The following is a 24,129-nucleotide window of genomic DNA, read 5'->3' as shown; positions in this document are numbered from 1 at the left end:
AACGACTCCTGTTCCTCAGGTACGGGGCAAGGTGACTCCGGTTTGCCCCATATATTTGCCACCGCGGTCCGCATAGCTGGTCTCGCATTCCTCATCGGATTCGAAGAACAGCATCTGGGCCACACCTTCATTGGCGTAGATCTTTGCCGGCAGATTGGTGGTGTTGGAAAACTCCAGCGTCACCTGACCTTCCCATTCCGGCTCCAGCGGCGTCACGTTCACGATGATACCGCAACGGGCGTAGGTCGACTTGCCCAGGCAGATCGTCAGCACATTGCGCGGGATACGGAAATATTCCACCGTTCGCGCCAGGGCAAAGGAATTCGGCGGAATAATGCAAACCTCACCGGTAAAGTCCACGAGGCTGCTGTTGTCGAAATTCTTCGGATCGACCGTCGCGGAATGGACGTTGGTGAAAATCTTGAATTCGTTGCTGCAACGGACGTCATAGCCGTAGCTGGAAGTGCCGTAGGAAATAATGCGCCCCTGTTCTCCCTGACGCACCTGCCCGGCCTCGAACGGCTCGATCATACCGTGCTGTTCGGCCATCCGGCGGATCCACTTATCGGATTTGATACTCATGGAACGGGTACTCATGCTGGCTACGGGTTAAACGGGAACGACACCAGGCCGCCCGCCGATGAAACCCGCAATCTTACCTGTTGAGGCGCTCAAAACAAAGCCAACTTGCGAGCAATAGGCGGCCGTTGCACTCCAATCCCGAGGCAGGATCAATCTTCGCTGACGGAGAAGCTCGGGATCGGCGAGCTCAGGTTACGCGCACGCTGAGAAAGCTTGGCCCCGACCTTACGGGCAATGTCGCGATAAATCATGGCGACCTCGGAGTCCGGCTCCGCCATGACGCTAGGATTACCCGAGTCGGTCTGCTCCCGAATGGTCAGGTGCAACGGCAACTGGCCGAGCAATTCCGTCTCATACTGGTCCGCCACCTTGGCGCCACCGCCACTGCCGAATAAGGGCTCCTGGTGACCACAGTTGCTGCAGATATGGATGCTCATATTCTCGACCACCCCCAGCACCGGGATCTCCACCTTACGGAACATCTCTATCCCTTTTTTGCAGTCCAGTAAGGCAATATCCTGGGGCGTCGTCACAATCACCGCCCCGGTCACCGGCACCTTCTGGGCCAGGGTCAACTGGATATCGCCGGTACCCGGCGGCATGTCGATCACCAGATAGTCCAGGTCATCCCACAGGCTCTGCGTCAGCAACTGTTGAAGCGCACCGCTGACCATGGGCCCACGCCAGACCATCGGCGTACTGTCGGTGACCAGAAACGCCATGGACATGGCCTGGATACCATGGGCTTCCACGGGAATGAAAAACTTGTTGTCCTTGTTGCCCGGCCGGGTGCCTTCCGGCAACCCCAGCATCATGCCGACACTGGGTCCATATATATCGGCGTCGAGAATACCGACGCGGGCGCCCTCCTGGGACAGCGCCAGGGCCAGATTGACCGCCGTGGTGGACTTGCCGACCCCACCCTTGCCGGAGGCCACGGCAATAATGTTCTTCACGTTTGCCATTGACTGCATGCCACGCTGCGCCTGATGTGCCCGGATGCGCTGTTGCACGTCGATGTCAGCCCGCTCCACGCCGGTGACCTGTTCGATAGCGTGAGCCACCAGTTGACGCAAGGCACCGGCAATCCCCTTGGCGGCATAGGGCAGTTCGACCTTAACCGAAACCACGCCTCCCTCGATATCCAACTGCCGGATCGCGTCCAGGCTCAACAGATCCTGTTCAAGATAGGGATCACGATACTCCCGTATGGCATTTTCGACGGCGGCACGATCAACGGTGCTCATTGAGGCAGGCTCCCAAACTGAATACTTGAGTAATTTAGTCTACTATAGTGCTGGCACGCGAGTGGCCGGTCAACGTCTTTTGCAGGCCGAAAAGATGAAAAATCATGGCCCTGACGGTATCATTTGCGCCACTCTCCTCCGTTCGCACGTACCGCAGACGCGGATCCCGTGTGGACGGGCCAGCTATGATACCCGACAGGATAAAGCGAATCCCAACATGACGCAGCACGCCCTTCAGTCACCCCGCGACATTCTGGTCACCAGCGCACTTCCCTACGCCAACGGCCCCATTCACCTGGGCCATTTGCTGGAATACATCCAGACGGACATTTGGGTGCGCTACCAGAAGATGCGCGGCGAGCACTGTGTCTACGTCTGCGCCGACGATGCCCACGGCACCGCCATCATGCTGCGCGCCCAACGCGAAGGCATCACGTCCGAGCAACTGATCGACCGCGTCAATGCCGAACATCGCCAGGACTTCGCCGGCTTCCTGGTCAACTTCGACAACTACTACTCCACCCACTCGGAAGAGAACCGCAAGTACTCGGAGTACATCTATCGCCAGTTGCGGAAGAACGGTCATATTGCGACAAGGATGATCACCCAGGCCTACGATCCGGAAAAGAACCTGTTCCTGGCCGATCGCTTCATCAAAGGCACCTGCCCGAAGTGCAAGTCGGAAGATCAGTACGGCGACAACTGTGAAGTCTGCGGCGCCACCTATACGCCGATGGAGCTGATCAATCCCCGTTCGGCCATCTCCGGCGCGACACCGGTCGAGAAGGATTCCGAGCACTATTTCTTCAAGCTGCCCGAGTTCGACGAATTTCTCCGCGAATGGACGCGCAGCGGTACCCTGCAACCTCAGGTCGCCAACAAACTGGCCGAGTGGCTGGATGCCGGGCTGCAGGAGTGGGATATCTCCCGCGACGCGCCCTACTTTGGCTTTGAGATCCCGGATGCTCCGGGCAAATACTTCTATGTCTGGCTGGATGCCCCAATCGGCTACCTCGCCAGCTTCCGCAACCTGTGCGAACGGCGCGAAGACCTGGATTTCGACCAGTTCTGGAAGCCGGATTCCAAGGCCGAGGTCTACCACTTCATCGGTAAGGACATCATCAACTTCCACGCCCTGTTCTGGCCGGCCATGCTGCACAGTGCTGGATTCCGCACGCCGACCGCCGTCTATGCCCATGGTTTCGTCACGGTCAACGGCAAGAAAATGTCCAAGTCGCGGGGCACCTTCATCATGGCCCGCACTTACCTGGATCACCTGGATCCGGAATACCTGCGTTACTACTTTGCAGCCAAGCTGACTTCCCACGTCGACGATCTCGACCTGAACCTGGAAGACTTTGCCCTGCGGGTGAATTCTGACCTGGTCGGCAAAGTGGTCAATATCGCCAGCCGTACCGCCGGCTTCATTAGCAAGAAATTCGATGGCCGCCTGGCGAATCGCTGCACCGAGGAGGCGCTGCTGCAACGCTTCGTCGATCAAGGCGACGAAATCGCAGACTGCTACGAAAAGCGTGAGTTCGGTCGCGCGATGCGCCTGATCATGGAACTGGCGGATGCGGCCAATCAATATGTCAACGATCAGCAACCCTGGGTCCTGGCTAAACAGCCGGAGCAGTCAGAGAACGTGCAGCTGGTCTGCACCAATGCGCTCAACATGTTCCGACTGCTGATGACCTATCTGGCACCGGTCCTGCCGACAACGGCCGAGAAAACCGAAGCGTTCCTGGCACAACCGCTGGACTGGAACGGGCGCGCCACCATGCTGGTCGACCACAGCATCAATCGCTTCGAGCCGATGATGGCCCGGGTGGACATGAAACAGATCGAGGCGATGACGGAAGCCTCCCGGGAAGAAATGTCCGCCGCCATGGGCGAACCTGCGGCCAAGCCAGCCGCAGATATCGAGCCGGTTGCCGACGAGATCGAGTACGACGATTTTGCCCGTCTCGACCTGCGGGTGGCCCGCATCCTCAAGGCCGAGCATGTAGAAGGCGCGGACAAGCTGTTGCGCCTGACGCTGGATATCGGCAGCGGTACCCGCAACGTCTTTGCCGGCATCAAATCGGCTTATCAGCCGGAGGCCCTCGAGGGCAAACTGACGGTAATGATCGCCAACCTGAAGCCCCGTAAGATGAAGTTTGGACTGTCGGAAGGCATGGTGCTGGCAGCCGGTCCCGGCGGCAAGGATATCTGGCTGCTGGAGCCGCATGACGGCGCCCAGCCAGGCATGCGCATCCGCTAGACAGAACCTGTGAACGAAGGTCAGGTGAGCCTATGAGCCACTATCTGCTGATTCTGGTCAGCGCGATACTGGTCAACAACTTCGTGCTGGTGCAGTTTCTCGGGCTCTGTCCCTTCATGGGGGTCTCCGGCAAGCTGGAGACCGCCATCGGCATGTCCCTGGCCACCACCTTCGTGCTGACGCTGTCGTCGGTCTGCAGCTATCTGGTCTACCACGACCTGCTGGCGCCCCTGGGCCTCGGCTACCTGAAGACGCTGACCTTTATCCTGGTCATCGCCGTCGTGGTGCAATTCACCGAGATGGTGGTGCATAAGACCAGCCCGGTACTTTACCGGGTACTGGGCATTTTCCTGCCGTTGATCACCACCAACTGTGCCGTTCTGGGCGTGGCGCTGCTCAACCTCAACAAAGGCAACGACTTTCTCGATTCGGCGTTGTACGGTTTCGGTGCCGCGATGGGTTTCTCTCTGGTATTGGTGCTGTTTGCCGCCATGCGTGAGCGTATCCAGGTCGCTGACGTGCCCTTACCCTTCAAAGGCTCCGCCATCGGCATGATTACAGCCGGCCTGATGTCGCTGGCTTTCCTTGGCTTTACCGGCTTGGTCAGTCTTTGACCTGGGCATCGCGATGACGGGCATCCTCACAGCCACACTCACAGTCCTGCTGCTGGCGCTGATCTTCGGCGCGCTGTTGGGCTATGCTGCCGTTCGGTTCCACGTCGAAGGCGATCCGCTGGTCGAGCGCATCGATGCCCTGCTGCCACAGACCCAATGCGGGCAATGCGGCCATCCCGGCTGCCATCCCTACGCCGAAGCCATTGCTGCCGGCGAAGCCTTCAATCGATGCCCTCCTGGCGGCGCGGCGACCGTCCAGGCCCTTGCCGACCTGCTGGGCCAGGCCCCCCAACCGCTCGACGACCCCGCCGGCATCGCCGGATCGGTGCGCGTTGCGCGTATTCGCGAGGACGAATGCATCGGCTGCACCAAATGTATCCAGGCCTGCCCGGTCGACGCCATTCTCGGCGCGGCGAAATTCATGCATACCGTGATCGAAAGTGAATGCACCGGCTGCGACCTATGCGTCGAACCCTGCCCCGTCGACTGCATCGATATGGTGACCCTGGAGCCGACCCTGGACAGCTGGCACTGGACAGCCCCGGAGGTCCTGATCGCCAGTGACAAGGATCGGGGAGAAGCTGCCTGATGCAACTGCCCGGCCGTTTTCCCGGCGGCATACATCCGCCTGCCCATAAAGAGCGCTCCACCCAACAACCTATTCGCCAGCTACCGCTGCCCGAGGCATTGATCCTGCCCCTGCGCCAGCATATCGGCTCACTGGCGGTCCCCTGCGTCGCTGTCGGCGACCATGTTCTGAAAGGCCAGTGCATCGCCACCGTCAATGGGCGTTCAGGGGTTCCCATCCATGCACCAACCTCCGGTCGCATCGATGCCCTGTTCGACCACCCGGTGCCCCATCCCTCCGGACTCAGCGAACCCTGTATCCGCCTGGTTCCCGATGGCAGGGATTGCTGGACCGATTGCCAGGGTTTCGAGGATTACCGGTCCCTGACGACCTTCCAACTGCTGGAGCGCCTTCATGACGCTGGCATTGCCGGTCTGGGCGGAGCCGGTTTCCCAACCGCGAACAAACTCCGCACCGGCGTGGAATCGACGATACATACGCTAATCCTCAACGGCGCCGAGTGCGAACCCTACATCAGCGCCGATGACATGCTTATGCGCGAACGGGCCAAAGCGGTTGCCGACGGCGCAGACATACTGGCCTTTATCACCCGCCCGCAGAGGGTGCTTATTGCCATCGAAGATGACAAACCTGAGGCCATTGCGGCCATGCACGCCGTCTGCAGCGAACGCGACATACAGGTCGTGACGCTGCCGGCCCGCTATCCGTCAGGCGGAGAGCGCCAGCTCATCCAACTACTGACTGGCCGCGAGGTGCCCAGTGGGGGCCGACCGGCGGATATCGGCGTGATCTGTCAGAATGTGGCAACCGCCGCGGCCGTAGAACGGGCAATCCGCCATGGCGAACCCCTGATCTCGCGCATTGTTACCATCACCGGTGATCGGGTGGCCAATCCGGGCAATGTGGAAGTCCTGTTGGGCACCCCGTTCAGTCACCTGCTGAAGCACACGGGACTCTCCGGACAAGCGGACCGACTGATCTGCGGCGGGCCCTTGATGGGATTCACACTCCCATCGACAGACATTCCCGTGATCAAGACCAGCGCCTGTCTGATCGCCGCCTCCGAAGCGGAACTGCCGACACCGCCACCCGCACGGGCCTGCATCCGTTGCGGGTACTGCGCCGATGCCTGCCCAGCCAGCTTGCTTCCTCAACAGCTTTTCTGGTTTGCAAACGCCGGGGAATGGGACAAGGCCGAAGCCTTCAATCTGTTCGACTGCATCGAATGTGGTGCCTGCGCCTATGTTTGCCCCAGCCATATACCCCTGGTGCAGCACTATCGCCACGCCAAAGGGGAAATCAGGGCTCTACGTCAGGAGAAAACCAAAGCCGATCAGGCCCGTCAACGCTTTGAGGCTCACCAGGAACGAATGCAGCGGGAACAGGAAGAACAGGAAGCTCGTCGCCGCGCGCGGGCCGAAGCCTTGGCTCAGCGATCGACGGCAGCCCAAATCGCAACGGACGACAAAGCCGCCAAGGCGGCCGCGGTGCGCGCCGCCGTCGAGCGCCAACAAAAACGCACGGCAACCGACGAGGCAACCGTCAAACGCAAACAGTTGGCCAACGCAGAAGAACGCCTGAAGGAACTGAAGTCCACGCTGGCTGAAGTGGATGCGGACAGCGATCCGCGACGCCACACCCGCCTGCTCGATTCCATCGCCCGGCAGGAAGCCCGCATTGCCAGCTTGCGAGCTGCCGTAGAATCCCCGTCCACGGATGCCGAGAGACATGACTGACCGGCTTCGCTCCTCGCCCTTTATGCATGGTCCACAGCGTACAGACCGCGTCATGCAGTGGCTCATCCTTGCCACACTGCCTGGCCTCGCCGCGCAGACGGTCTTTTTTGGCTGGGGCAACCTGATCAATGTCTTTTGGTGTGCCACCCTGGCAGTGGTCGCCGAAGCGGCGGTCCTATGGTTGCGCAAACGCCCCCTGGCCTTCTATCTGGGCGACTGGAGTGCGGTGGTCACCGGTTGGCTACTCGGACTGTCACTGCCGCCCCTGGTGCCCTGGTGGACATCGCTGGTGGCCGTCATCGCCGCCATAGTTCTCGCCAAACAGCTCTACGGCGGCCTGGGCTTCAATCCCTTCAACCCGGCCATGGTCGGCTATGCCCTGGTGTTGGTCTCCTTCCCCGTCGCCATGACCACCAACTGGCCGACGCCGGACAGCTTCCTGCAACACCCGCTATCCTTGCCCCAGACGCTTCACCAGATCTTCGGCAACCGGCAGAGCGCCACCGGTGCGGGGGTGGATGCTATCACCATGGCCACACCCCTGGACGTCTATAAGCACCAGATCGGCCGCCACCTGTCCCAGACCATTCTGGAAAATCCGGTTTTCGGTCACTTCGTGGCCTATGGCTGGGAATGGGTTAACGGCGGATTCCTGCTGGGAGGTTTATTCCTGCTGTATCGCCGCATTATCAGTTGGCATATTCCGGCAGGCTTGCTGGGGGCACTGATCCTGCTGGGCGCGGCTATCGGCTGGGACCCGGACCGCTCCATCCCCCTGAGTCTGCACCTGCTGGCCGGGGGAACCATGCTGGGCGCTTTCTTTATCGCGACGGATCCGGTCACGGCGGCCTCCAGCCATACCGGCAAGCTGGTCTACGGTGCCGGCATCGGTATTCTGCTGTACGTCATCCGCGCCTATGGCACCTATCCGGATGCCGTTGCGTTTGCAGTCCTGCTCATGAATTTCGCTGCACCGTTGATCGACTACTATACCCGTCCGCGTGCCTATGGCCACAAGGCCCCCAAACGCGGAATGGGACCCGGAAACTAAGATGCCGACACTGCAACGTTCCATCCTCCACAACGCCATCGGTCTGGCCTTGTTCGCGCTCTTTACGGCGGGCGCTATTGCATTGGTTCACCACCTGACGGCCAGTCGCATCGAGCAGCAGGCACGCCGGGCTCAGGCAGGTGCGCTGCTTGCCATAGTACCAAGACGCCTGCATGACAATGACATCCTGGCCTCCACCCTGCGACTTCCGGCCATTGAGGCTCTGGGCCTGGACAAACCTGCCGATGCGTATATCGCACGCCTCAAGGGACATCCCACGGCCATTATCCTGCCTGTCATCGCACCCGATGGCTATTCCGGTGCCATCCGCCTGCTGGTCGGCATCGAAAGGGACGGCAAGATCCTCGGCGTTCGTGTGATCGAAAACCACGAAACGCCGGGCCTTGGGGATCGAATCGAGTTAAAGAAATCGAACTGGGTTCTGTCCTTCGACGGCAAATCCCTGGACAATCCCGGCCCAAGCGACTGGAAAGTCAGGAAGGATGGCGGCGACTTCGACCAGTTTACCGGCGCCACCATCACCCCCAGAGCGGTCGTAGGTGCGGTTTACGGGGCTTTGCGGTATTTTCGACAACACCGGGATGCCTTGCTGACAGGGAATATGCAGCAGTTGCCATCCCAATAGTTAGAGAACACGCAGACACACTCTCAGGAATTGGAAAACCCAGACGCCGGACAGCACACAACCATGGAAACGCCCTCGCTCCTGAAGATTGCCAAAGACGGCCTCTGGCACAACAACCCCGCGCTGGTCCAAGTGTTGGGACTGTGCCCCGCGCTGGCGGTGACCGGTACCGTGGTCAACGCGCTCGGGCTCGGAATAGCCACCACCCTCGTGCTCACCGGCTCCAATCTGGCGGTATCCATCCTGCGGCACTACGTACCCGCGGCCGTACGGCTGCCGGCCTTCGTCATGATTATCGCCGCCTTTGTCACCTGCGCCGAACTCCTGATGCAGGCATATGCCTATCCGCTGTACCAGATACTGGGTATTTTCATTCCGCTCATCGTCACCAATTGCATGATCCTCGGGCGTGCCGACGCTTTCGCCTCTCGCCAGCCGGTCCTGCCGGCCCTGATCGACGGGCTAATGATGGGGGTCGGTTTCAGCGCCGTTTTGGTTGTTCTTGGAGGCATACGTGAACTGATCGGCCAAGGCACCCTTTTCGCCAATATGCAGCTGTTGTTCGGACCGGCTGCCCAGCACTGGGAAATCGTCGTTTTCCACGACTACGCCAAGGTATTGTTCGCCGTTCTGCCCCCAGGCGCCTTCATCGCCATGGGACTGCTGATGGCACTCAAGAACGTCATCGACAACCGTATTCGTCAAGCCCGTGCCCGGCAGGTGGCTGTGGAGCCTTCGGTACAACGCGTGCGCATCCGGGTCACAGGCCAATCGACCCAGGCCCGTGAGGGACAGGACGCGCTGATTCCCACCCAAAATCTCTAAGCGGCCCCATGAATCGCGAAAAACGCACCGACATTTTCCGGCGCCTCCAGGCGGCCAACCCCAAACCGACCACCGAACTCCAGTACAGCACGCCTTTCGAATTACTGGTTGCGGTGATTCTTTCGGCGCAGGCGACCGACAAAGGCGTTAACAAGGCCACAGAAAAGCTCTTCCCCGTGGCCAATACCCCGCAGGCAATCCTCGACCTTGGTGAAGACGGATTGAAGGAGTACGTGAAGACCATCGGTCTGTTCAACAGCAAGGCGAAAAACATTATCGAGACCTGCCGTCTGCTGCTGGAACGTTTCGACGGCGAAGTCCCGGACAACCGGGAAGCCCTGGAAGCCTTGCCCGGCGTAGGCCGCAAAACGGCCAACGTCGTTCTCAATACCGCTTTCGGCCAGCCAACCATGGCCGTTGATACGCATATTTTTCGCGTGTCCAACCGCACGGGTATCGCACCGGGCAAAAACGTCCTGGAAGTGGAGAAGCGGCTGGTCAGACTGGTCCCCAAGGAGTTTCTGCACGACGCGCACCACTGGCTGATCCTGCATGGACGCTATACCTGCACGGCACGGAAACCACGCTGCGGGGCCTGCCTGATAGAAGACCTTTGTGAGTTCAAGGATAAACGGGAGTATCTGTAGGGTATGACTCTGCCACTTTCGACGGCATGAGGACGCAGCCCCGGCCGCATCGCTCTCGCCTGAAACGCAAAAAGCCCTGGCATCGCCAGGGCTTTTCTCGACAACCGGAAAACTTAGCTGTCTTTCTTACCCAGCATTTCCTGCTTCAGGTCTTTCTGAGCTGGCTTGTCGCACAGCCAGATACCAAAAACCGCTTTCTTGAAGGCCAGGCCACCACCCACAGTGCCCAGCAACTTGTTGTTGCGATACAGTTCAATGCCTTTCTGGGGCTCATAAACGATAGTGAAGATATCGCCCTTGTTGATATCGCCCTTGAACAGCGAGATGAACTTATCGACTTCAGCCTTGATCGGCTTGATATTGTTGTTGGTCGAGTTCTCGAAACCTTCCATCGTGGCCGACTGCATCTTGCTGTCGGAAATCAGGCTGGTGATGATGTGCATGGAGATAGCCATCGGCTCATCGGCATCAATGATGGCCTGGGCATCCTGGTTGGCCTTGGTCAGGTAGAGACCACCCACGTACAGATCGATAAACCACTTGGAACGGACACCGGCACCGTTGAGGATCAACTGGCTGTTGCCTGCCAGGTACGTATCGGGAACGTTGACATCGTCGACCATGCGCGCCTGCGCATAGGACACGAATGAAAACAACATTACGATAGCGAGCACAAGCTTCTTCATCTTTGCTTCGTCCCTAAACTCTTTTTTATTGGGTATGACCGAAGAGTCCAACCGACAGCGCGGAGGCCTCCCGACCAATGGAATGAGTAGCCACCGGACTACCCCGGTAGACACACCGACACCACACCCGTCGGTGACCGGCATCTGCCCCCCCAAGCCCGAAAGGTTGCACATCTCACGCTAACCCACCCGAAGACTCAGGCCCTTGCAGACAAGCCAGGCCACGGCAGTTTACCAGCCTGTTGGGGGTGATTTTGCCATGTAGTTCTCATCTGACATGAATTATTCGGCAGCGTCCAGCGTAGCACGCCACTGACCGACTGACGCCCACAAAAAAAAGCCGAGCACATAAACCTGTGCTCGGCTTTTTTGACAACGACGTTGACGACGACGTTCACAACTACAGCGATTTACTCGAACAAGGTCGCGCCGTTCAGACCTTCCTTCTCCAGGATTTCACGCAGACGACGCAGCGCTTCCACCTGGATCTGACGCACCCGCTCGCGAGTCAGACCGATTTCCTGGCCAACTTCTTCCAGCGTACTGATCTGGTAACCACGCAGACCGAAACGACGGGCCAGCACTTCCTGTTGCTTGTCGCTCAGTTGATCGAGCCAACGCTCGATACAGCCGCGCATGTTATTTTCCTGCAGCAGATCCGCCGGGTCGGAAGCACCTTCGTCGGCAACCGTGTCCAGCAGGGACTTGTCACCGTTCACGCCAATCGGTGTATCGACCGAGGTAACGCGCTCGTTGAGCCCCAACATCCGCTTAACATCCTCAACCGGCTTATCGACCAGTTGGGCAATTTCCTCCGCACTCGGCTCATGATCCAGTTTTTGGGTCAGTTCACGCGCAGCACGCAGGTAAAGATTCAGTTCCTTGACCACATGGATGGGCAGGCGAATCGTACGGGTCTGATTCATGATAGCCCGTTCAATCGTCTGGCGAATCCACCAGGTCGCATAGGTAGAGAAGCGGAACCCACGCTCAGGGTCGAATTTCTCGACAGCGCGGATCAGGCCCAGGTTACCTTCTTCGATCAGGTCCAACAGCGTCAGCCCACGATTCACGTAACGCCGTGCAATCTTGACCACCAGACGAAGGTTGCTTTCGATCATGCGTTTACGACCGCTTTCCTCACCCTTCTGGGCCAGGCGCGCATAGTAAACTTCTTCTTCAGGAGTCAGGAGCGGTGAAAAACCGATTTCATTGAGATAAAGCTGAGTGGCATCCAGTTGGCGGTTGTTGTTGCTGTAGTAGCGACCGCCCTGCTTCGCTTTGTCGATAGACGTAGTGGCGTCATCTTCGCTGCTGTCGTCGTCCAGTGTCATCACGGACTCTTCGGCCTCATCGAGGGTGACATCGTCGATGTAATCTTCTCTCTCTGCTCTCTCTGCTGACATGACTAGCCCTGCCTTTTCTACTGCCCCGGTTTCCCCACCTGACTTGTAATTGATTATGGGTGGGAGCCTGTCGTCGTTTATTTTCTTGGCGGAAGGTAGCGTTCCGGGTTAACCGGTTGGCCGTCCCTACGGATCTCGAAATGCAGTTCGACCCGTTTGGCGCCCGTTGCTCCCATCCTGGCAATCACCTGTCCAGCACGAATCCTTTCACCTTCCTTGACCAGGATTTTGCTGTTATGGGCATAGGCGCTCAGGTAATGCTCATTATGGTTGATAATGACCAGCTCCCCGTAGCCTAGTAACCCGCTGCCGGCGTAGACCACTTCACCGTCGGCGGCTGCATGGACCGGATCACCTAGCTGACCGGCAATGTCGATACCCTTGTTAACATGGCCGCTCAAGGAATATTGGGCAATAATCGGGCCAACGTGCGGCCACTGCCACCGAATGTGAGCCGCCGTGTAATGTTTTGTTTGTAACGTTATGTTGCGACTGGAGGTTTTTTCCTGGGGCCGAGGGCTTTTTTCGGCAGATTGAGAGCGTGAACCGGCGGGATTCGAACGATCGGAATCGTTGGATGCGATCTGTGACGAAGAGGCTCTGACATCGAGTCTTATAACCTCCCCTGGATAGATATTATACGGTGGAGGGATATGGTTGGCGGCCGCCAATTCCTTGTAGTTCCGACCGTATCGCCAGGCGACGGAATACATCGTATCGCCTTGCTGCACAACGTGTCGGCCCCAATAGACCGGCGGATTGTAGAGATTATCCTGATAGATCGCAGAGGTATTACAACCGGAGAGGAAAAGGATCAGCGCACATAGACAAACACCGCCCGTCAAACGGGGCCACCACGACAGGAAATGCCATGATTGCAGCCGGGTCTTACTACACCACAGAGTCATCCGGCGCTCACACATCGCAAGGAATTAAAAATCCTCTTTTATGGTTAAATATTATAAAAAATGGGGTGCTTTCTCAGCTTTATGGCTTAACTATCTAATTCTCTGCGCATTTTTTAGTCAAATTAAAGTTACGTCATTTCGGACAGTGTTACCTAGCGGAACACTCGTGGTAACACTTGGTGCGTAACCTGCGACACCAAACACCCAAGAAGCCAGACCGCGGGTAAGTTCACGATCCGCGAGGAAACCATCCCATCAAAGGTCAGCGGCTGGAGCATTCCCTGCACGACCCGAAAAAGCGACAGATCAGGAAGGTTACCGACGTGCAGCAGAAGAATAGACCAAGCAACGGGATTTTGCCTGCCGTCACCGAATGACGCCACCCAACAAAGGTACGAACCGCACAGGCTCTACCGCATCGACACTGAAATCGTCACCACGGCGTGTCACCCGCGTCAGTGTCTGCTGCTGGTCTCCCAACGGCAATATCATGACCCCGCCGTCAGCCAGTTGGCTCATCAAGCCCCGCGGCAACTCGGTCGGTGCGGCCGTGATCAGGATACCTTCGAAAGGCGCGGCTTCCGGCCAACCGACACCCCCATCGGCATGTCGCAGTGACACATTCGACAATCGCAGCTGCGCCAACCGGTCACGTGCCCGGTCCTGTAACGGCTTGATCCGCTCAAGGCTGTAAACATGCGTTGCGAGCTGAGCCAGCACGGCAGTCTGATAACCCGAGCCCGTCCCGATTTCAAGCACCCGCCGGGGCTGGTGTGCCATCATCAATTCTGTCATTCGGGCAACGATGTAAGGTTGCGATAGCGTCTGGTTATAGCCGATGGGCAGGGCCGTATCTTCGTAGGCCCGGTGGGACAAGGCCTCATCAAGGAAAATGTGTCGCGGGGTCTGCATGATCACGTCCAGGACTCGCTGATCGCGAATCCCCGATTCCTGCAGTCGCTGTATCAGCCGCTGTCGCGTTCGACGCGACGTCATACCGATACCTTCGAGAGAGGCGTTCATTTCAACAGTCCCTCACTCCAGTCAGTCGCGGCCGAGAACGCATCGTAACGGGTCATATCGACCTGAATCGGCGTTATTGAAACACAACCTTCCTCAACGGCATGAAAATCCGTGCCCGGGCCGGCATCGTCGCCAGCACCAGCGGCACCGATCCAGTAACGTTCTTTACCCCGGGGACAAATCACTTTCTGCGGCAAGCCACTGCGGCTCCGATGCCCCAGTCGCGTAACACGTACCCCCTGGAGATCGGACCAGGGGCGGTCCGGCACATTGATGTTGAGAATCGTCCGGGGAGGCAACGTATCTGCCTGACGCTGCTCCAGCAGCCAACGAACGACCCGCGCGGCAGTGTCGTAATGTTCCCGCCCCTCGTTGACGAGAGAGACGGCAATCGCCGTCCCAGCCAGGAAGCGCCCTTCTACCGCCGCTGCCACCGTGCCGGAATAGAGGACATCGTCACCCAGGTTGGCGTGTGTATTGATACCGGAAACAATCCGGTCGAACTCTTCGCCGAAAAGCCCGTTTACTGCAAGGTGCACACAATCTGTTGGGGTGCCATCAACACTGTGGAAACCATTGGCCAGCGTTTGGGGATACAGCGGACGACTGAGCGTCAACGCGTTGCTGGCACCGCTATGGTCACGGTCCGGTGCAACCACGACAACCTCACCCAGATCTTTGAGCGTCTCATAGAGTATCTGGAGTCCCGGCGCCGTTACGCCGTCGTCGTTGGACAACAATAATCTCACGGTCGTTCTCCGCTAGCCGCGCCATACTTGCCGGCAGCGCAACCGGCATGACGCTCATTATTATGGGTCCGAACCCTTTATCGGACCGGGACGACAACATCAGGGTTGCCATCCGTGTTAAATCAGAATGGCGCTATTGAGCCACCCTGACCGACTTATCTTCGACCTCAAGCAGCTCGCCAACCACTGCAGTGGCGAAGCTGCCGCTGGGCAAGGCAAATTGCAGCTGCAGGCGGTCTTCGGTCAACTCAAACTCGAAATCCTGGGGGTGCAGCACCAAGGGCCGGCGCTCCGGGCGTATCCGTGCACCATCGAATAACGCGCGAAAGACCGCATGAGGGCCAAGGATCGCATTTTCCCATGACAACAGCGGTTCGCCGGCAGAAGAACCCCCATCGCCGAAGAGCGGACCGGTAGGACAGCCGTCTCCCGGATCCCCGGCTCTCAGAGTTTGCCAGTCGTTCTCTGCAATGCGCTGAGCCAGGACCTCATTGAAAAGCCAGGAGCGGGCTGCGGAAAGGTAGAGCCCGCGTCGGGGGTCCTTTCCACGCAACTTCCGCGCATTAAGTTTTGCCGCCGCGTCCAGATTCCCGGCATCACGGCCAAACCGCTGAGGACCGAAGTAATTCGGGCAACCCTCTGCAGCGATACGTTGCAATCGAGCCTGCAACTGGACGGCATCCGCATGCAGATCCCGTAGGACCAGACGAAAACGGTTTGCCGAATGGGTTCCCCGTCGCAACTTTACCGGATGACGTCCATGGGACAACAGTTTCCATCGGGCTGAGACGCCATCCAGAAACGCCGTGTCATCCATCCCGGGACGGTAGAGACTGAACCATTGCCGGGTCACCGCATGCCGGTCTTTCAAGCCGCTCAGCCCGACATCCATCGGACGGCAACCCGACAGCTCTGCCAATTGGCGAGCCACGTAGTCCGTGTTGTCACCCACTTTTTCGAGGAAAATGTACAGGTGCTCGCCCTGCCCTTCCGGCAGAAAACCGAGGACTTCCTCAACGTCGAAGTCTTCCGGGTGAGCCCGCATACTTGCCCGGCCGACAGGTTCACCCCAGGCAGCGGGCCAGGAAAGCCTCCACGCGCTCACGCTAAGGGCACTCCGTCGCGGGCCAGCAGGCATACGGCAAAGCAGGCTATACCCTCTTTACGACCGGTAAACCCCAGATGTTCTGTCGTGGTCGCCTTCACCCCGACAGCATCCAACGCAACGTGCAGGTCTTCTGCAATATTGGCCCGCATGAGATCGATATGAGGCGCCATGCGGGGCGCCTGAGCCACGATAGTGGCATCGACGTTACCGACACAATAGCCTCGGGCCTGCACCTGGCGCACGACTTCACGCAAAAGGACCCGGCTATCGGCGCCAGCCCAACGAGGGTCGCTGTCAGGAAAGAAGTGTCCAATGTCACCGAGAGCAGCTGCACCCAGCAGCGCATCCGCCAGAGCATGCAGCAGCACATCGCCGTCAGAGTGCGCCACCAGCCCGCGGTTGTGGGATATTGTAACGCCACCCAGCGTGACCTGATCCCCGTCACCAAAAGCGTGAACGTCGACCCCTTGGCCGATTCGCCACATCCCTATTCTCCTTTCGTTATCTGCTCCAGCGTCCAGGCAGCCATGGCCAGATCCGCAGGAACCGTTACCTTGATATTGTCGGTATGCCCCTCGACCATCCGCGGCCGGTGACCCAATGCCTCAACCGCCGACGCCTCGTCGGTGACCAGAACACCTTTGCGAGGCGCTTCGCGCAATGCCTCATCCAGCAAGGCGAACCGGAATACCTGAGGCGTGAATGCCCGCCAAAGCCCTTCTCGAGGAACCGTTTCCATGATCCGTTCAGAATCACCCACACGCTTGACGGTGTCGCTCACCGGCGCGCCCAACAAAGCCCCCACGGGCTCGTCCTCCAGCGCAGACAGCAAACGTGACAGATCGTCATAACGGATACAGGGACGAGCAACATCATGCACAATGACCCAATCATCGGGCGCAGCGTTATCACGGATGGCATCCAACCCACGACAAACTGAATCGACCCGCTCAACGCCGCCGGTATACACATTGATCTCAGCACGGGAGGCACTCTCGGATCCATGCCACCACGCATCCTCTGGATGCAGCGCCAGCCATAGGCTGTCGAAAGCCGGGAAACCGAGTAAGCGTTGTAAGGTGATATCGAGCAGGAGACGGCCGCCCATCGTCAGATATTGCTTGGGGCGATCCGCCTGCATACGTGAACCAATGCCAGCGGCGGGAACGATCAGCCAGAGACGAGCCATGCAGAAAGGTTATCGCGTTACAGAAAGGGGCATCAGGGATTAACGACCCAGAAGAAGGTCTCTCCCCGACGAATCATACCCAGATTCATACGGGCACGTTCTTCAATGGCGCCCTTGCCCTGGCGCAGGTTATCAACCTCAGCCAGCAGGCGGGCATTGCGTTCGGACAACTGGTTGTTCTCAACCTGCTGTTCGGCGATCTGATGATGCAACTGCCAGACCTGCGCAAAACTGCCTTCGCCTACCCACAGGCGCACCTGCAGCAGCACGATCAACAGTACCAACACCGTCCACAGCCACTTCATCGTCGATCCCCAAACCGGACAATACCCTAGCCCGGAAGCCATCAGCAGGATGCCAGGATCTTCAACCCCGGCATCCCACCCGATCTTCTAGTGCTGCCCTTTGATTTCGCTGAGACCACGATAAGGAGCTTTCGCTCCCAAGGCCTCCTCGATACGGAGCAACTGGTTATATTTCGCAACGCGATCCGAACGGCAGAGAGACCCCGTCTTGATCTGACCGGCGCATGTCGCAACGGCCAGATCGGCAATGGTGGTATCCTCGGTCTCGCCCGAGCGGTGGGAAATCACGGCCGTGTAGCCTGCATCCCGAGCCATTTTAATGGCGTCCAGCGTCTCGGACAGACTACCAATCTGATTGAACTTAATCAGAATGGAGTTAGCAATGCCCTTTTCGATACCTTCTTTCAGAATTCGCGTGTTCGTCACAAACAGGTCGTCGCCCACCAACTGGATACGGTCTCCGACTTTCTTCGTCAGGGCCGCCCAGCCGTCCCAGTCGCTCTCATCCATGCCATCTTCGATGGAAATAATCGGGAAGCGCTGGGTCAGGCCGTCCAGGTAATCGGCAAACTCTTCAGCAGTATAGACCTTTCCTTCGCCGGCAAGATCATATTTTCCATCTTTGTAGAATTCCGACGACGCGCAGTCCAGTGCCAGAGTGACATCCTGACCCAGCGTATAGCCCGCACGCTCGACGGCTTCACGAATGACCTGCAGCGCCCCTTCGTTGGACGGCAGATCCGGCGCAAACCCACCTTCATCGCCAACCGACGTGCTCAGGCCTTTCGCTTTCAGGACCGACTTCAGGCTGTGAAAGATCTCGGCACCCATTCGCAGGGCTTCCGCAAAGCTCTTCGCCCCTACCGGCTGTACCATGAATTCCTGAATGTCGACGTTGTTGTCGGCATGCTCACCGCCATTGAGGATATTCATCATCGGAACCGGCATGGAGAACTGCCCCGGCGTACCATTGATTTCAGCCAGGTGTTCATAAAGAGGAACACCTTTATCCAGGGCCGCTGCCTTGGCGGCAGCCAGGGACACAGCCAGAATGGCGTTGGCACCGAGATTGGACTTGTTCTCAGTGCCGTCGAGATCGAGCATGACCTGATCGATAACGCGTTGTTGCGACGCGTCCTTGCCCAACAGCGCCTCACGGATGGGGCCCGTGACGGCCTGCACGGCTTTCAGCACACCTTTGCCAAGATAACGGGCGGGATCCTTGTCACGCAGCTCAAGCGCTTCGCGCGAGCCGGTAGAAGCACCGGACGGGGCACAGGCCCGGCCAATCACACCAGACGCCAGAATCACGTCCGCTTCGACAGTGGGGTTGCCACGCGAGTCCAGGATCTCGCGCGCCTTGATATCCGCAATCGTTGCCATGCTTGAGGTTCTCCACAGTTTGATGCTGATCAATCTTATTCGTGCCGACAGCCCAACGAACGGCCCGGACAGAAAATAAAGGCCCGACGTTCATCGCGCCGAGCCCCTGGTATTCGATGGTAAATCAGGCCGTGTCGACAGGCGTAAACTGCTTCACCAAATCGTCGAGCGCCTTGATCTGCGCCAGGAACGGCTCCAGCTGACTCAACCGCAGGGCGCAGGGGCCATCGCATTTTGCTTTCTCCGGCTCAGGATGCGCCTCAAGGAAGAGCCCCGCCAGGGACTGCGACATACCGGCCCGCGCCAACTCCGTCACCTGCTCACGACGCCCGCCCGCAGAGTCGGAACGACCGCCCGGCATCTGCAACGCGTGGGTGACATCGAAAAAGACCGGATACCCGAACTTCTTCATGATACCGAATCCCAACATATCGACCACCAGATTGTTGTAGCCGAAGCTGGTGCCGCGTTCGCACAGGATCACGCGCTCGTTACCCGCCTCCGCACACTTGGTGATGATGTGCTGCATTTCCTGCGGCGCGAGGAACTGAGCCTTTTTGATGTTGATAACGGCCTTGGTCTGCGCCATGGCGACAACCAGATCCGTCTGCCGGGACAAGAACGCCGGCAACTGAATAACGTCGCAGACCTCCGCAGCCGGAGCAGCCTGCTCCGGCTCATGCACGTCCGTCAGGATCGGCACATTGAAGGTACGCTTGATCTCTTCGAGGATCTTCAGGCCGGCATCGAGACCCGGACCGCGGAAGGAATACATGGAAGAACGATTGGCCTTGTCGAAGGAGGCCTTGAACACATACGGAATACGCAGCTTACTCGTAACCTCGACATAGGCTTCGGCCACCTGCATGGCCAAATCCCGGGACTCCAGGACATTCATGCCGCCAAACAGCACGAACGGCAGCTCATTGGAAACCGAAATATTTTCGCCGACCCGGATAATCTTCTGACTCATAAACCATCGTCCTTCCGCCCGGGGCCGCCGTCAGCGGCAACCCCGGTGCTACTTTGTTCAAAGGCGCATTTTACCTGATACCGATTGCGGAATCAGTTGCCGTGATGCTCGTTGGCCGCACGGATAAAGCCTTCAAACAGGGGATGACCGTCACGCGGTGTCGACGTGAATTCCGGATGGAACTGACACGCGACAAACCAGGGGTGGCCCGGCACTTCGATCACCTCGACCAGCGCCCCGTCCTCGGAACGCCCGGCAATACGCAGGCCAGCCTCTTCCAGTTGCGGCACGAAACGGTTGTTCACCTCATAACGGTGACGGTGACGTTCCTCGATAACCGGCTTGCCGTAGCATTGCTCGATGGTCGAGCCCTCAACCAACCGGCACTTCTGCTCGCCAAGGCGCATAGTGCCACCCAGGTCCGACGCATCGTCACGCCTTTCCACCGAACCGTCGGCATCGATCCATTCGGTGATCAGCCCCACCACCGGATAACTGGCATCGGCCCGGAACTCAGTGCTGTGAGCCCCAGTCAGACCAGCGACGTTACGGGCATATTCGATCACGGCAACCTGCATGCCGAGACAGATACCCAGGTACGGGATCTTGTTCTCGCGGGCATACTGTACGGTCCGAATCTTGCCTTCCACACCACGCTCGCCGAAACCGCCGGGTACCAGAATGGCATCCGCCTGCTCCAGCACTGCGGTACCATCGCGCTCGATATCTTCAGAATCGATGTACAGCGTCTTGATCTTGGTCCGATTCCGGATGCCGGCGTGAGTCAGCGCCTCAATCAATGATTTATAGGCATCGAGCAGGTCCATGTACTTACCGACCATGGCGATAGTCACTTCCCGCTCGGGATTGAGCTGCGCCTCGACGACATTTTCCCACTCGGACAGATCGGCCTTACCGCACTCCAGGTGGAAGCGTTCGACAATAATGTCGTCCAGACCGAACTGGTGCAGCATCATCGGAATCTGGTAGATGGTCTTGGCATCCTGCAACGGAATGACAGCGCGTTCTTCCACGTTGGTGAATAGCGCTATCTTGCGGCGGGAGCTGGCATCGATTTCGTGCTCGGAACGGCACAAAAGGATATCCGGCTGAAGACCGATGGAACGCATTTCCTTGACGGAGTGCTGGGTTGGCTTGGTTTTAACTTCGCCGGCCGTCGCAATGTAAGGCACCAGCGTCAGGTGCATGAACAGTGCGCGCTGGGAGCCGACTTCCACCTTCAACTGACGGGTGGCCTCCAGGAAGGGCTGGGACTCGATGTCACCCACGGTGCCACCGATCTCCACCAAGGCCACATCGGCTTCGCCGGCGCCTTCCACGATACGGCGCTTGATTTCATCCGTAATGTGGGGAATCACCTGCACGGTGCCGCCGAGATAGTCTCCGCGACGCTCCTTGCGGATGACCTCTTCGTAGACCCGGCCACTGGTGAAATTGTTACGCCGGGTCATCGGCGTACGAATAAAGCGTTCGTAGTGGCCCAGATCCAGATCGGTTTCCGCGCCGTCTTTCGTCACGAAAACTTCACCGTGCTGAAACGGGCTCATAGTGCCGGGGTCCACGTTGATGTACGGGTCCAGCTTGAGGATAGTCACCTTAAGGCCGCGTGCTTCGAGAATGGCTGCCAATGAAGCGGAGGCAATACCTTTACCCAAAGAAGACACGACACCGCCTGTGACGAATATATAGCGCGTCATGCAGTTTCCGTGCGATTTTACTGGTCAGTGGAGGTGGGAGATTTTCATCTCAAGATGGGACGCCAGAATACCAGAACCCCCACCTTCCCTCAATTCAAAAACGCCTCAATGACGGTTATCCGCAACTGGTTAGGGTTGCCAGATCACCTTGAGACCAGCCTCACCGGCTGCGGCGCGATACCCCGGGTGCACCCAAAGATCGCCGACCGCCACCAGCTCATCCCGCCACCACAGCAGCGGTAGACGTGTGCGCAACCAGGGCGGAACACCCTGATCCTGCAACCACTTCTTCAACGGACGACGAGAACCCCGTCCGTCAACATCGAGATGCTCGCCACCCTGACGTAACGACACCCTGACGCGATCGACTTCGGAGCGCAACCCTTCGCCGTCAACACCCTTAACGAATAGACGGCCACCCGCCCACGACAGAGCTTGCCGAAGATCCCATTCGCGGGCCTCAGGCGACTCGGCGATGCGGCGAACCAGGTACAAGGCACCCCGGTAACGGCGCACCGACCAGCCCGGCCATTCCAACGCAGGCTGCCGATCTTCGCCAGCCTGCAACAACATCGCCACACCCGCCAGAAGGCGTTGCCGCCCCGGCGGTTGCACGCCCTGCTTCCGAAGCCAGTAGCGCATGAGGTTCATTTGGCGACGCGTCGACAGGGACGCCAACGGCGCACACAACAACTGGCCATCCGCATGACAAGCGCTGTCAGCATCGATTTCAGCCAGTTCGCCCAATAGGGCATCCGCCTCGCCACAAGCCTCGGCGACTTGCGACAGGCTATCGACAACATGAGGCCAGCGCTCACCGAGCACCGGCAGCACACGGTGACGCAGAAAGTTCCGGTCGAAACCGACATCCAGGTTGGACTCATCGTCATGCCAGTCCAATCCCCAGGCCTTCGCCTGGGTTTCGATAAAGGCACGGGACAATGTCAGCAACGGGCGCATCAGACGCCCTTCGCCCAAGCGCCGCTGCGCCGGCATCGCCGCCAGGCCGCGCACACCGGAACCCCGCATCAGACGATACAGAAGCGTTTCCGCCTGATCGTCCGCGTGATGCGCCAGCAAAAGAAGGTCTCCCGCCTCCAAGAGGCGCTGGAAAACCTGGTAACGCATCCGCCGGGCTTCGGCCTCAACCCCCACGCCTTCCGGCGCGATCAGAACGGCTTCACTGACGAGCGGAACATCCAGCCCCGCACAAGTCTTCTCGCAGAAGGCTTGCCATACCGGCGAACGGGCACTGAGCTGGTGATTGACATGCACCGCATGCAAGGCAACAGGCAACCCCTGATAACGAATCCAGGCCCTTGCAACGTGCAGCAGAAAAATGGAATCAAGGCCTCCGCTCAGCCCGACCCACCAGCGCGTAGCGGTGGGCAGGCTTTGCATGGCATCCCGCAGGATGTCCGGCCAGGACGCAGGCTGTTGCCAGTCAGCGCCCGCTGTCATAGGCAGTCAAACGCTCGTAGCGGCGCTGCACCAATTCATCGGAAGGAATGCCCTTGAGCTCGGCCAGCCCTTCGACCAAGGCGGCCTTCAGGTGCGTTGCCATCAGCTCGGGATTGCGATGCGCGCCGCCCAGCGGCTCACCGATCACCCGGTCCGCAACACCCAGGGCCTTGAGGCGCTCTGCCGCAACACCCATAGCTTCCGCGGCTTGCGAGGCATACTCTGCGCTCTTCCAGAGAATGGAGGCACAGCCCTCCGGCGAAATGACGGAGTAGATAGAGTACTGCAACATATACAGCCGGTCGCAGACGCCGATAGCCAAGGCCCCACCGGAGCCGCCCTCACCGATCACCGTCGACAGGACCGGCACCTTGAGACGCGACATCAGGGCCAGATTCCAGGCGATAGCCTCACTCTGTCCACGCTCCTCCGCACCAATACCCGGATAAGCACCCGGCGTATCGATGAAGGTCAGGATCGGCATGTTAAAGCGCTCCGCCATCTCCATCAGTCGACAGGCCTTCCGATAACCTTCCGGACGAGGCATACCGAAGTTGCGTTTGACCTTTTCCTTAACTTCACGCCCCTTCTGGTGACCGATAATCATGACCGGTTCGCCCTCGAGACGCGCAATCCCTCCAACGATAGCGTGATCGTCAGCAAAACGCCGATCACCGTGCAACTCGTCAAAATCATCAAAGATCAAATCAACGTAGTCCAGGGTATACGGCCGCTTTGGGTGCCGGGCAAGGCGCGTGATATCCCAGGGCGTGAGATCGGAGAAAATCGTCTCCGTCAGGCTGACACTCTTGCTTTTCAGCCGATTGATCTCATCGTTGATATTGATATCCGTGTCGTTGCCCACCAAGCGAAGCTCTTCGATTTTGGCCTCAAGCTCGGCAATGGGCTGCTCGAAATCCAGGTAATAAGGATTCATGACTCTCCGTTATGCTTGGCAGCTTCTGTGGTCCGCCAGTGGCGCTACCAACCTGTTTCATCTCACTTGGAATGAGAATGTAT

Annotated in this window: 23 protein-coding genes and 1 pseudogene; 8 read left to right on the top strand and 16 right to left on the bottom strand. The window is 58.7% G+C overall.

Annotated elements, in window-relative coordinates; translation table 11 throughout:
- Positions 1–15: 15 nt before the first annotated feature.
- On the bottom strand, positions 16–582 hold the full coding sequence (gene dcd / locus CLR77_RS09000; RefSeq protein WP_097460286.1) for a dCTP deaminase: 567 nt from the start codon (positions 580–582) through the stop codon (positions 16–18).
- Positions 583–731: 149 nt separating this feature from the next.
- Positions 732–1,829, bottom strand: a complete 1,098-nt coding sequence (apbC, locus tag CLR77_RS08995; protein WP_097460285.1) for an iron-sulfur cluster carrier protein ApbC — start codon at positions 1,827–1,829, stop codon at positions 732–734.
- Positions 1,830–2,046: 217 nt separating this feature from the next.
- On the opposite strand from apbC, the gene metG reads away from it, so the two are divergent.
- The 8 genes from metG (at position 2,047) to nth (ending at position 10,200) form a co-directional block, all read left to right on the top strand.
- Complete coding sequence (metG, locus tag CLR77_RS08990) at positions 2,047–4,092, top strand: methionine--tRNA ligase (RefSeq protein WP_097460284.1); 2,046 nt, start codon at positions 2,047–2,049, stop codon at positions 4,090–4,092.
- A 32-nt stretch (positions 4,093–4,124) separates the two neighbouring features.
- Positions 4,125–4,706, top strand: coding sequence for an electron transport complex subunit RsxA (rsxA, locus tag CLR77_RS08985; RefSeq protein WP_097460283.1), 582 nt, complete (start codon positions 4,125–4,127; stop codon positions 4,704–4,706).
- A 13-nt stretch (positions 4,707–4,719) separates the two neighbouring features.
- Positions 4,720–5,295 (top strand): electron transport complex subunit RsxB, encoded by a 576-nt coding sequence (rsxB, locus tag CLR77_RS08980; RefSeq protein WP_097460282.1) that lies wholly within the window; start codon positions 4,720–4,722, stop codon positions 5,293–5,295.
- Positions 5,295–7,031: an electron transport complex subunit RsxC gene (gene rsxC, locus CLR77_RS08975; RefSeq protein ID WP_097460281.1), complete on the top strand. Its 1,737-nt coding sequence runs from the start codon at positions 5,295–5,297 to the stop codon at positions 7,029–7,031. The genes rsxB and rsxC overlap by 1 nt, the downstream gene beginning before the upstream one ends.
- Positions 7,024–8,082, top strand: coding sequence for an electron transport complex subunit RsxD (rsxD, locus tag CLR77_RS08970; RefSeq protein WP_097460280.1), 1,059 nt, complete (start codon positions 7,024–7,026; stop codon positions 8,080–8,082). Before rsxC ends, rsxD begins: the two co-directional genes overlap by 8 nt.
- A 1-nt stretch (position 8,083) precedes the next feature.
- Positions 8,084–8,728 (top strand): electron transport complex subunit RsxG, encoded by a 645-nt coding sequence (gene rsxG / locus CLR77_RS08965; protein WP_097460279.1) that lies wholly within the window; start codon positions 8,084–8,086, stop codon positions 8,726–8,728.
- 63 nt (positions 8,729–8,791) lie between these two features.
- Entirely contained in the window at positions 8,792–9,553 is a 762-nt protein-coding gene (locus CLR77_RS08960) for an electron transport complex subunit E (protein ID WP_097460278.1), read from the top strand.
- 8 nt (positions 9,554–9,561) lie between these two features.
- A complete protein-coding gene (gene nth, locus CLR77_RS08955) occupies positions 9,562–10,200 on the top strand; it encodes an endonuclease III (RefSeq protein ID WP_097460277.1) in 639 nt (212 codons plus the stop codon).
- A gap of 113 nt (positions 10,201–10,313) precedes the next feature.
- Here the strand turns inward: nth and CLR77_RS08950 are convergent, their stop codons facing one another.
- The 14 genes and pseudogenes from CLR77_RS08950 to accA all read right to left on the bottom strand — a co-directional run bounded on the left by CLR77_RS08950 (position 10,314) and on the right by accA (position 24,046).
- Positions 10,314–10,886: a chalcone isomerase family protein gene (locus tag CLR77_RS08950; protein ID WP_097460276.1), complete on the bottom strand. Its 573-nt coding sequence runs from the start codon at positions 10,884–10,886 to the stop codon at positions 10,314–10,316.
- A 410-nt stretch (positions 10,887–11,296) separates the two neighbouring features.
- Positions 11,297–12,292, bottom strand: a complete 996-nt coding sequence (rpoS, locus tag CLR77_RS08945) for an RNA polymerase sigma factor RpoS (protein ID WP_097460275.1) — start codon at positions 12,290–12,292, stop codon at positions 11,297–11,299.
- 77 nt (positions 12,293–12,369) lie between these two features.
- Positions 12,370–12,735: pseudogene (locus CLR77_RS20295) on the bottom strand (peptidoglycan DD-metalloendopeptidase family protein); the annotation flags it as partial.
- An 831-nt stretch (positions 12,736–13,566) separates the two neighbouring features.
- Positions 13,567–14,223 carry a protein-L-isoaspartate(D-aspartate) O-methyltransferase gene (locus CLR77_RS08935; RefSeq protein WP_097460273.1) on the bottom strand — a complete coding sequence of 219 codons (657 nt, stop codon included), beginning with the start codon at positions 14,221–14,223 and terminating at the stop codon, positions 13,567–13,569.
- Complete coding sequence (surE, locus tag CLR77_RS08930; RefSeq protein WP_097460272.1) at positions 14,220–14,972, bottom strand: 5'/3'-nucleotidase SurE; 753 nt, start codon at positions 14,970–14,972, stop codon at positions 14,220–14,222. Before surE ends, CLR77_RS08935 begins: the two co-directional genes overlap by 4 nt.
- 133 nt (positions 14,973–15,105) lie before the next feature.
- Entirely contained in the window at positions 15,106–16,077 is a 972-nt protein-coding gene (truD, locus tag CLR77_RS08925; RefSeq protein WP_227519859.1) for a tRNA pseudouridine(13) synthase TruD, read from the bottom strand.
- Entirely contained in the window at positions 16,074–16,565 is a 492-nt protein-coding gene (gene ispF / locus CLR77_RS08920) for a 2-C-methyl-D-erythritol 2,4-cyclodiphosphate synthase (RefSeq protein ID WP_097460270.1), read from the bottom strand. Before ispF ends, truD begins: the two co-directional genes overlap by 4 nt.
- Before the next feature lie 2 nt (positions 16,566–16,567).
- A complete protein-coding gene (ispD, locus tag CLR77_RS08915) occupies positions 16,568–17,269 on the bottom strand; it encodes a 2-C-methyl-D-erythritol 4-phosphate cytidylyltransferase (protein ID WP_097460269.1) in 702 nt (233 codons plus the stop codon).
- A 32-nt stretch (positions 17,270–17,301) separates the two neighbouring features.
- Positions 17,302–17,574, bottom strand: coding sequence for a cell division protein FtsB (gene ftsB / locus CLR77_RS08910; protein ID WP_097460268.1), 273 nt, complete (start codon positions 17,572–17,574; stop codon positions 17,302–17,304).
- Between the two features lie 87 nt (positions 17,575–17,661).
- Positions 17,662–18,957, bottom strand: a complete 1,296-nt coding sequence (gene eno / locus CLR77_RS08905) for a phosphopyruvate hydratase (protein ID WP_097460267.1) — start codon at positions 18,955–18,957, stop codon at positions 17,662–17,664.
- Between the two features lie 124 nt (positions 18,958–19,081).
- Positions 19,082–19,930 (bottom strand): 3-deoxy-8-phosphooctulonate synthase, encoded by an 849-nt coding sequence (gene kdsA, locus CLR77_RS08900; protein ID WP_097460266.1) that lies wholly within the window; start codon positions 19,928–19,930, stop codon positions 19,082–19,084.
- A 92-nt stretch (positions 19,931–20,022) separates the two neighbouring features.
- Positions 20,023–21,648: a CTP synthase gene (locus CLR77_RS08895; RefSeq protein WP_097460265.1), complete on the bottom strand. Its 1,626-nt coding sequence runs from the start codon at positions 21,646–21,648 to the stop codon at positions 20,023–20,025.
- A 129-nt stretch (positions 21,649–21,777) separates the two neighbouring features.
- Positions 21,778–23,109 (bottom strand): tRNA lysidine(34) synthetase TilS, encoded by a 1,332-nt coding sequence (gene tilS, locus CLR77_RS08890; protein ID WP_097460264.1) that lies wholly within the window; start codon positions 23,107–23,109, stop codon positions 21,778–21,780.
- On the bottom strand, positions 23,093–24,046 hold the full coding sequence (accA, locus tag CLR77_RS08885) for an acetyl-CoA carboxylase carboxyl transferase subunit alpha (RefSeq protein WP_097460263.1): 954 nt from the start codon (positions 24,044–24,046) through the stop codon (positions 23,093–23,095). Before accA ends, tilS begins: the two co-directional genes overlap by 17 nt.
- Between the last annotated feature and the right edge of the window lie 83 nt (positions 24,047–24,129).

This window comes from Mangrovitalea sediminis, assembly GCF_002514725.1.
GTDB lineage: Bacteria > Pseudomonadota > Gammaproteobacteria > Pseudomonadales > Oleiphilaceae > Mangrovitalea > Mangrovitalea sediminis.
This window is presented reverse-complemented; position numbering and strand designations above follow the sequence as displayed.

Bases quoted from the DNA above. Each gene is read 5' to 3' on its own strand.
- dcd (WP_097460286.1), bottom strand. From the start codon at position 582: ATGAGTATCAAATCCGATAAGTGGATCCGCCGGATGGCCGAACAGCAC.
- apbC (WP_097460285.1), bottom strand. From the start codon at position 1,829: ATGAGCACCGTTGATCGTGCCGCCGTCGAAAATGCCATACGGGAGTAT.
- metG (WP_097460284.1), top strand. From the start codon at position 2,047: ATGACGCAGCACGCCCTTCAGTCACCCCGCGACATTCTGGTCACCAGC.
- rsxA (WP_097460283.1), top strand. From the start codon at position 4,125: ATGAGCCACTATCTGCTGATTCTGGTCAGCGCGATACTGGTCAACAAC.
- rsxB (WP_097460282.1), top strand. From the start codon at position 4,720: ATGACGGGCATCCTCACAGCCACACTCACAGTCCTGCTGCTGGCGCTG.
- rsxC (WP_097460281.1), top strand. From the start codon at position 5,295: ATGCAACTGCCCGGCCGTTTTCCCGGCGGCATACATCCGCCTGCCCAT.
- rsxD (WP_097460280.1), top strand. From the start codon at position 7,024: ATGACTGACCGGCTTCGCTCCTCGCCCTTTATGCATGGTCCACAGCGT.
- rsxG (WP_097460279.1), top strand. From the start codon at position 8,084: ATGCCGACACTGCAACGTTCCATCCTCCACAACGCCATCGGTCTGGCC.
- CLR77_RS08960 (WP_097460278.1), top strand. From the start codon at position 8,792: ATGGAAACGCCCTCGCTCCTGAAGATTGCCAAAGACGGCCTCTGGCAC.
- nth (WP_097460277.1), top strand. From the start codon at position 9,562: ATGAATCGCGAAAAACGCACCGACATTTTCCGGCGCCTCCAGGCGGCC.
- CLR77_RS08950 (WP_097460276.1), bottom strand. From the start codon at position 10,886: ATGAAGAAGCTTGTGCTCGCTATCGTAATGTTGTTTTCATTCGTGTCC.
- rpoS (WP_097460275.1), bottom strand. From the start codon at position 12,292: ATGTCAGCAGAGAGAGCAGAGAGAGAAGATTACATCGACGATGTCACC.
- CLR77_RS08935 (WP_097460273.1), bottom strand. From the start codon at position 14,223: ATGAACGCCTCTCTCGAAGGTATCGGTATGACGTCGCGTCGAACGCGA.
- ispF (WP_097460270.1), bottom strand. From the start codon at position 16,565: ATGTGGCGAATCGGCCAAGGGGTCGACGTTCACGCTTTTGGTGACGGG.
- ispD (WP_097460269.1), bottom strand. From the start codon at position 17,269: ATGGCTCGTCTCTGGCTGATCGTTCCCGCCGCTGGCATTGGTTCACGT.
- ftsB (WP_097460268.1), bottom strand. From the start codon at position 17,574: ATGAAGTGGCTGTGGACGGTGTTGGTACTGTTGATCGTGCTGCTGCAG.
- eno (WP_097460267.1), bottom strand. From the start codon at position 18,957: ATGGCAACGATTGCGGATATCAAGGCGCGCGAGATCCTGGACTCGCGT.
- kdsA (WP_097460266.1), bottom strand. From the start codon at position 19,930: ATGAGTCAGAAGATTATCCGGGTCGGCGAAAATATTTCGGTTTCCAAT.
- CLR77_RS08895 (WP_097460265.1), bottom strand. From the start codon at position 21,648: ATGACGCGCTATATATTCGTCACAGGCGGTGTCGTGTCTTCTTTGGGT.
- tilS (WP_097460264.1), bottom strand. From the start codon at position 23,109: ATGACAGCGGGCGCTGACTGGCAACAGCCTGCGTCCTGGCCGGACATC.
- accA (WP_097460263.1), bottom strand. From the start codon at position 24,046: ATGAATCCTTATTACCTGGATTTCGAGCAGCCCATTGCCGAGCTTGAG.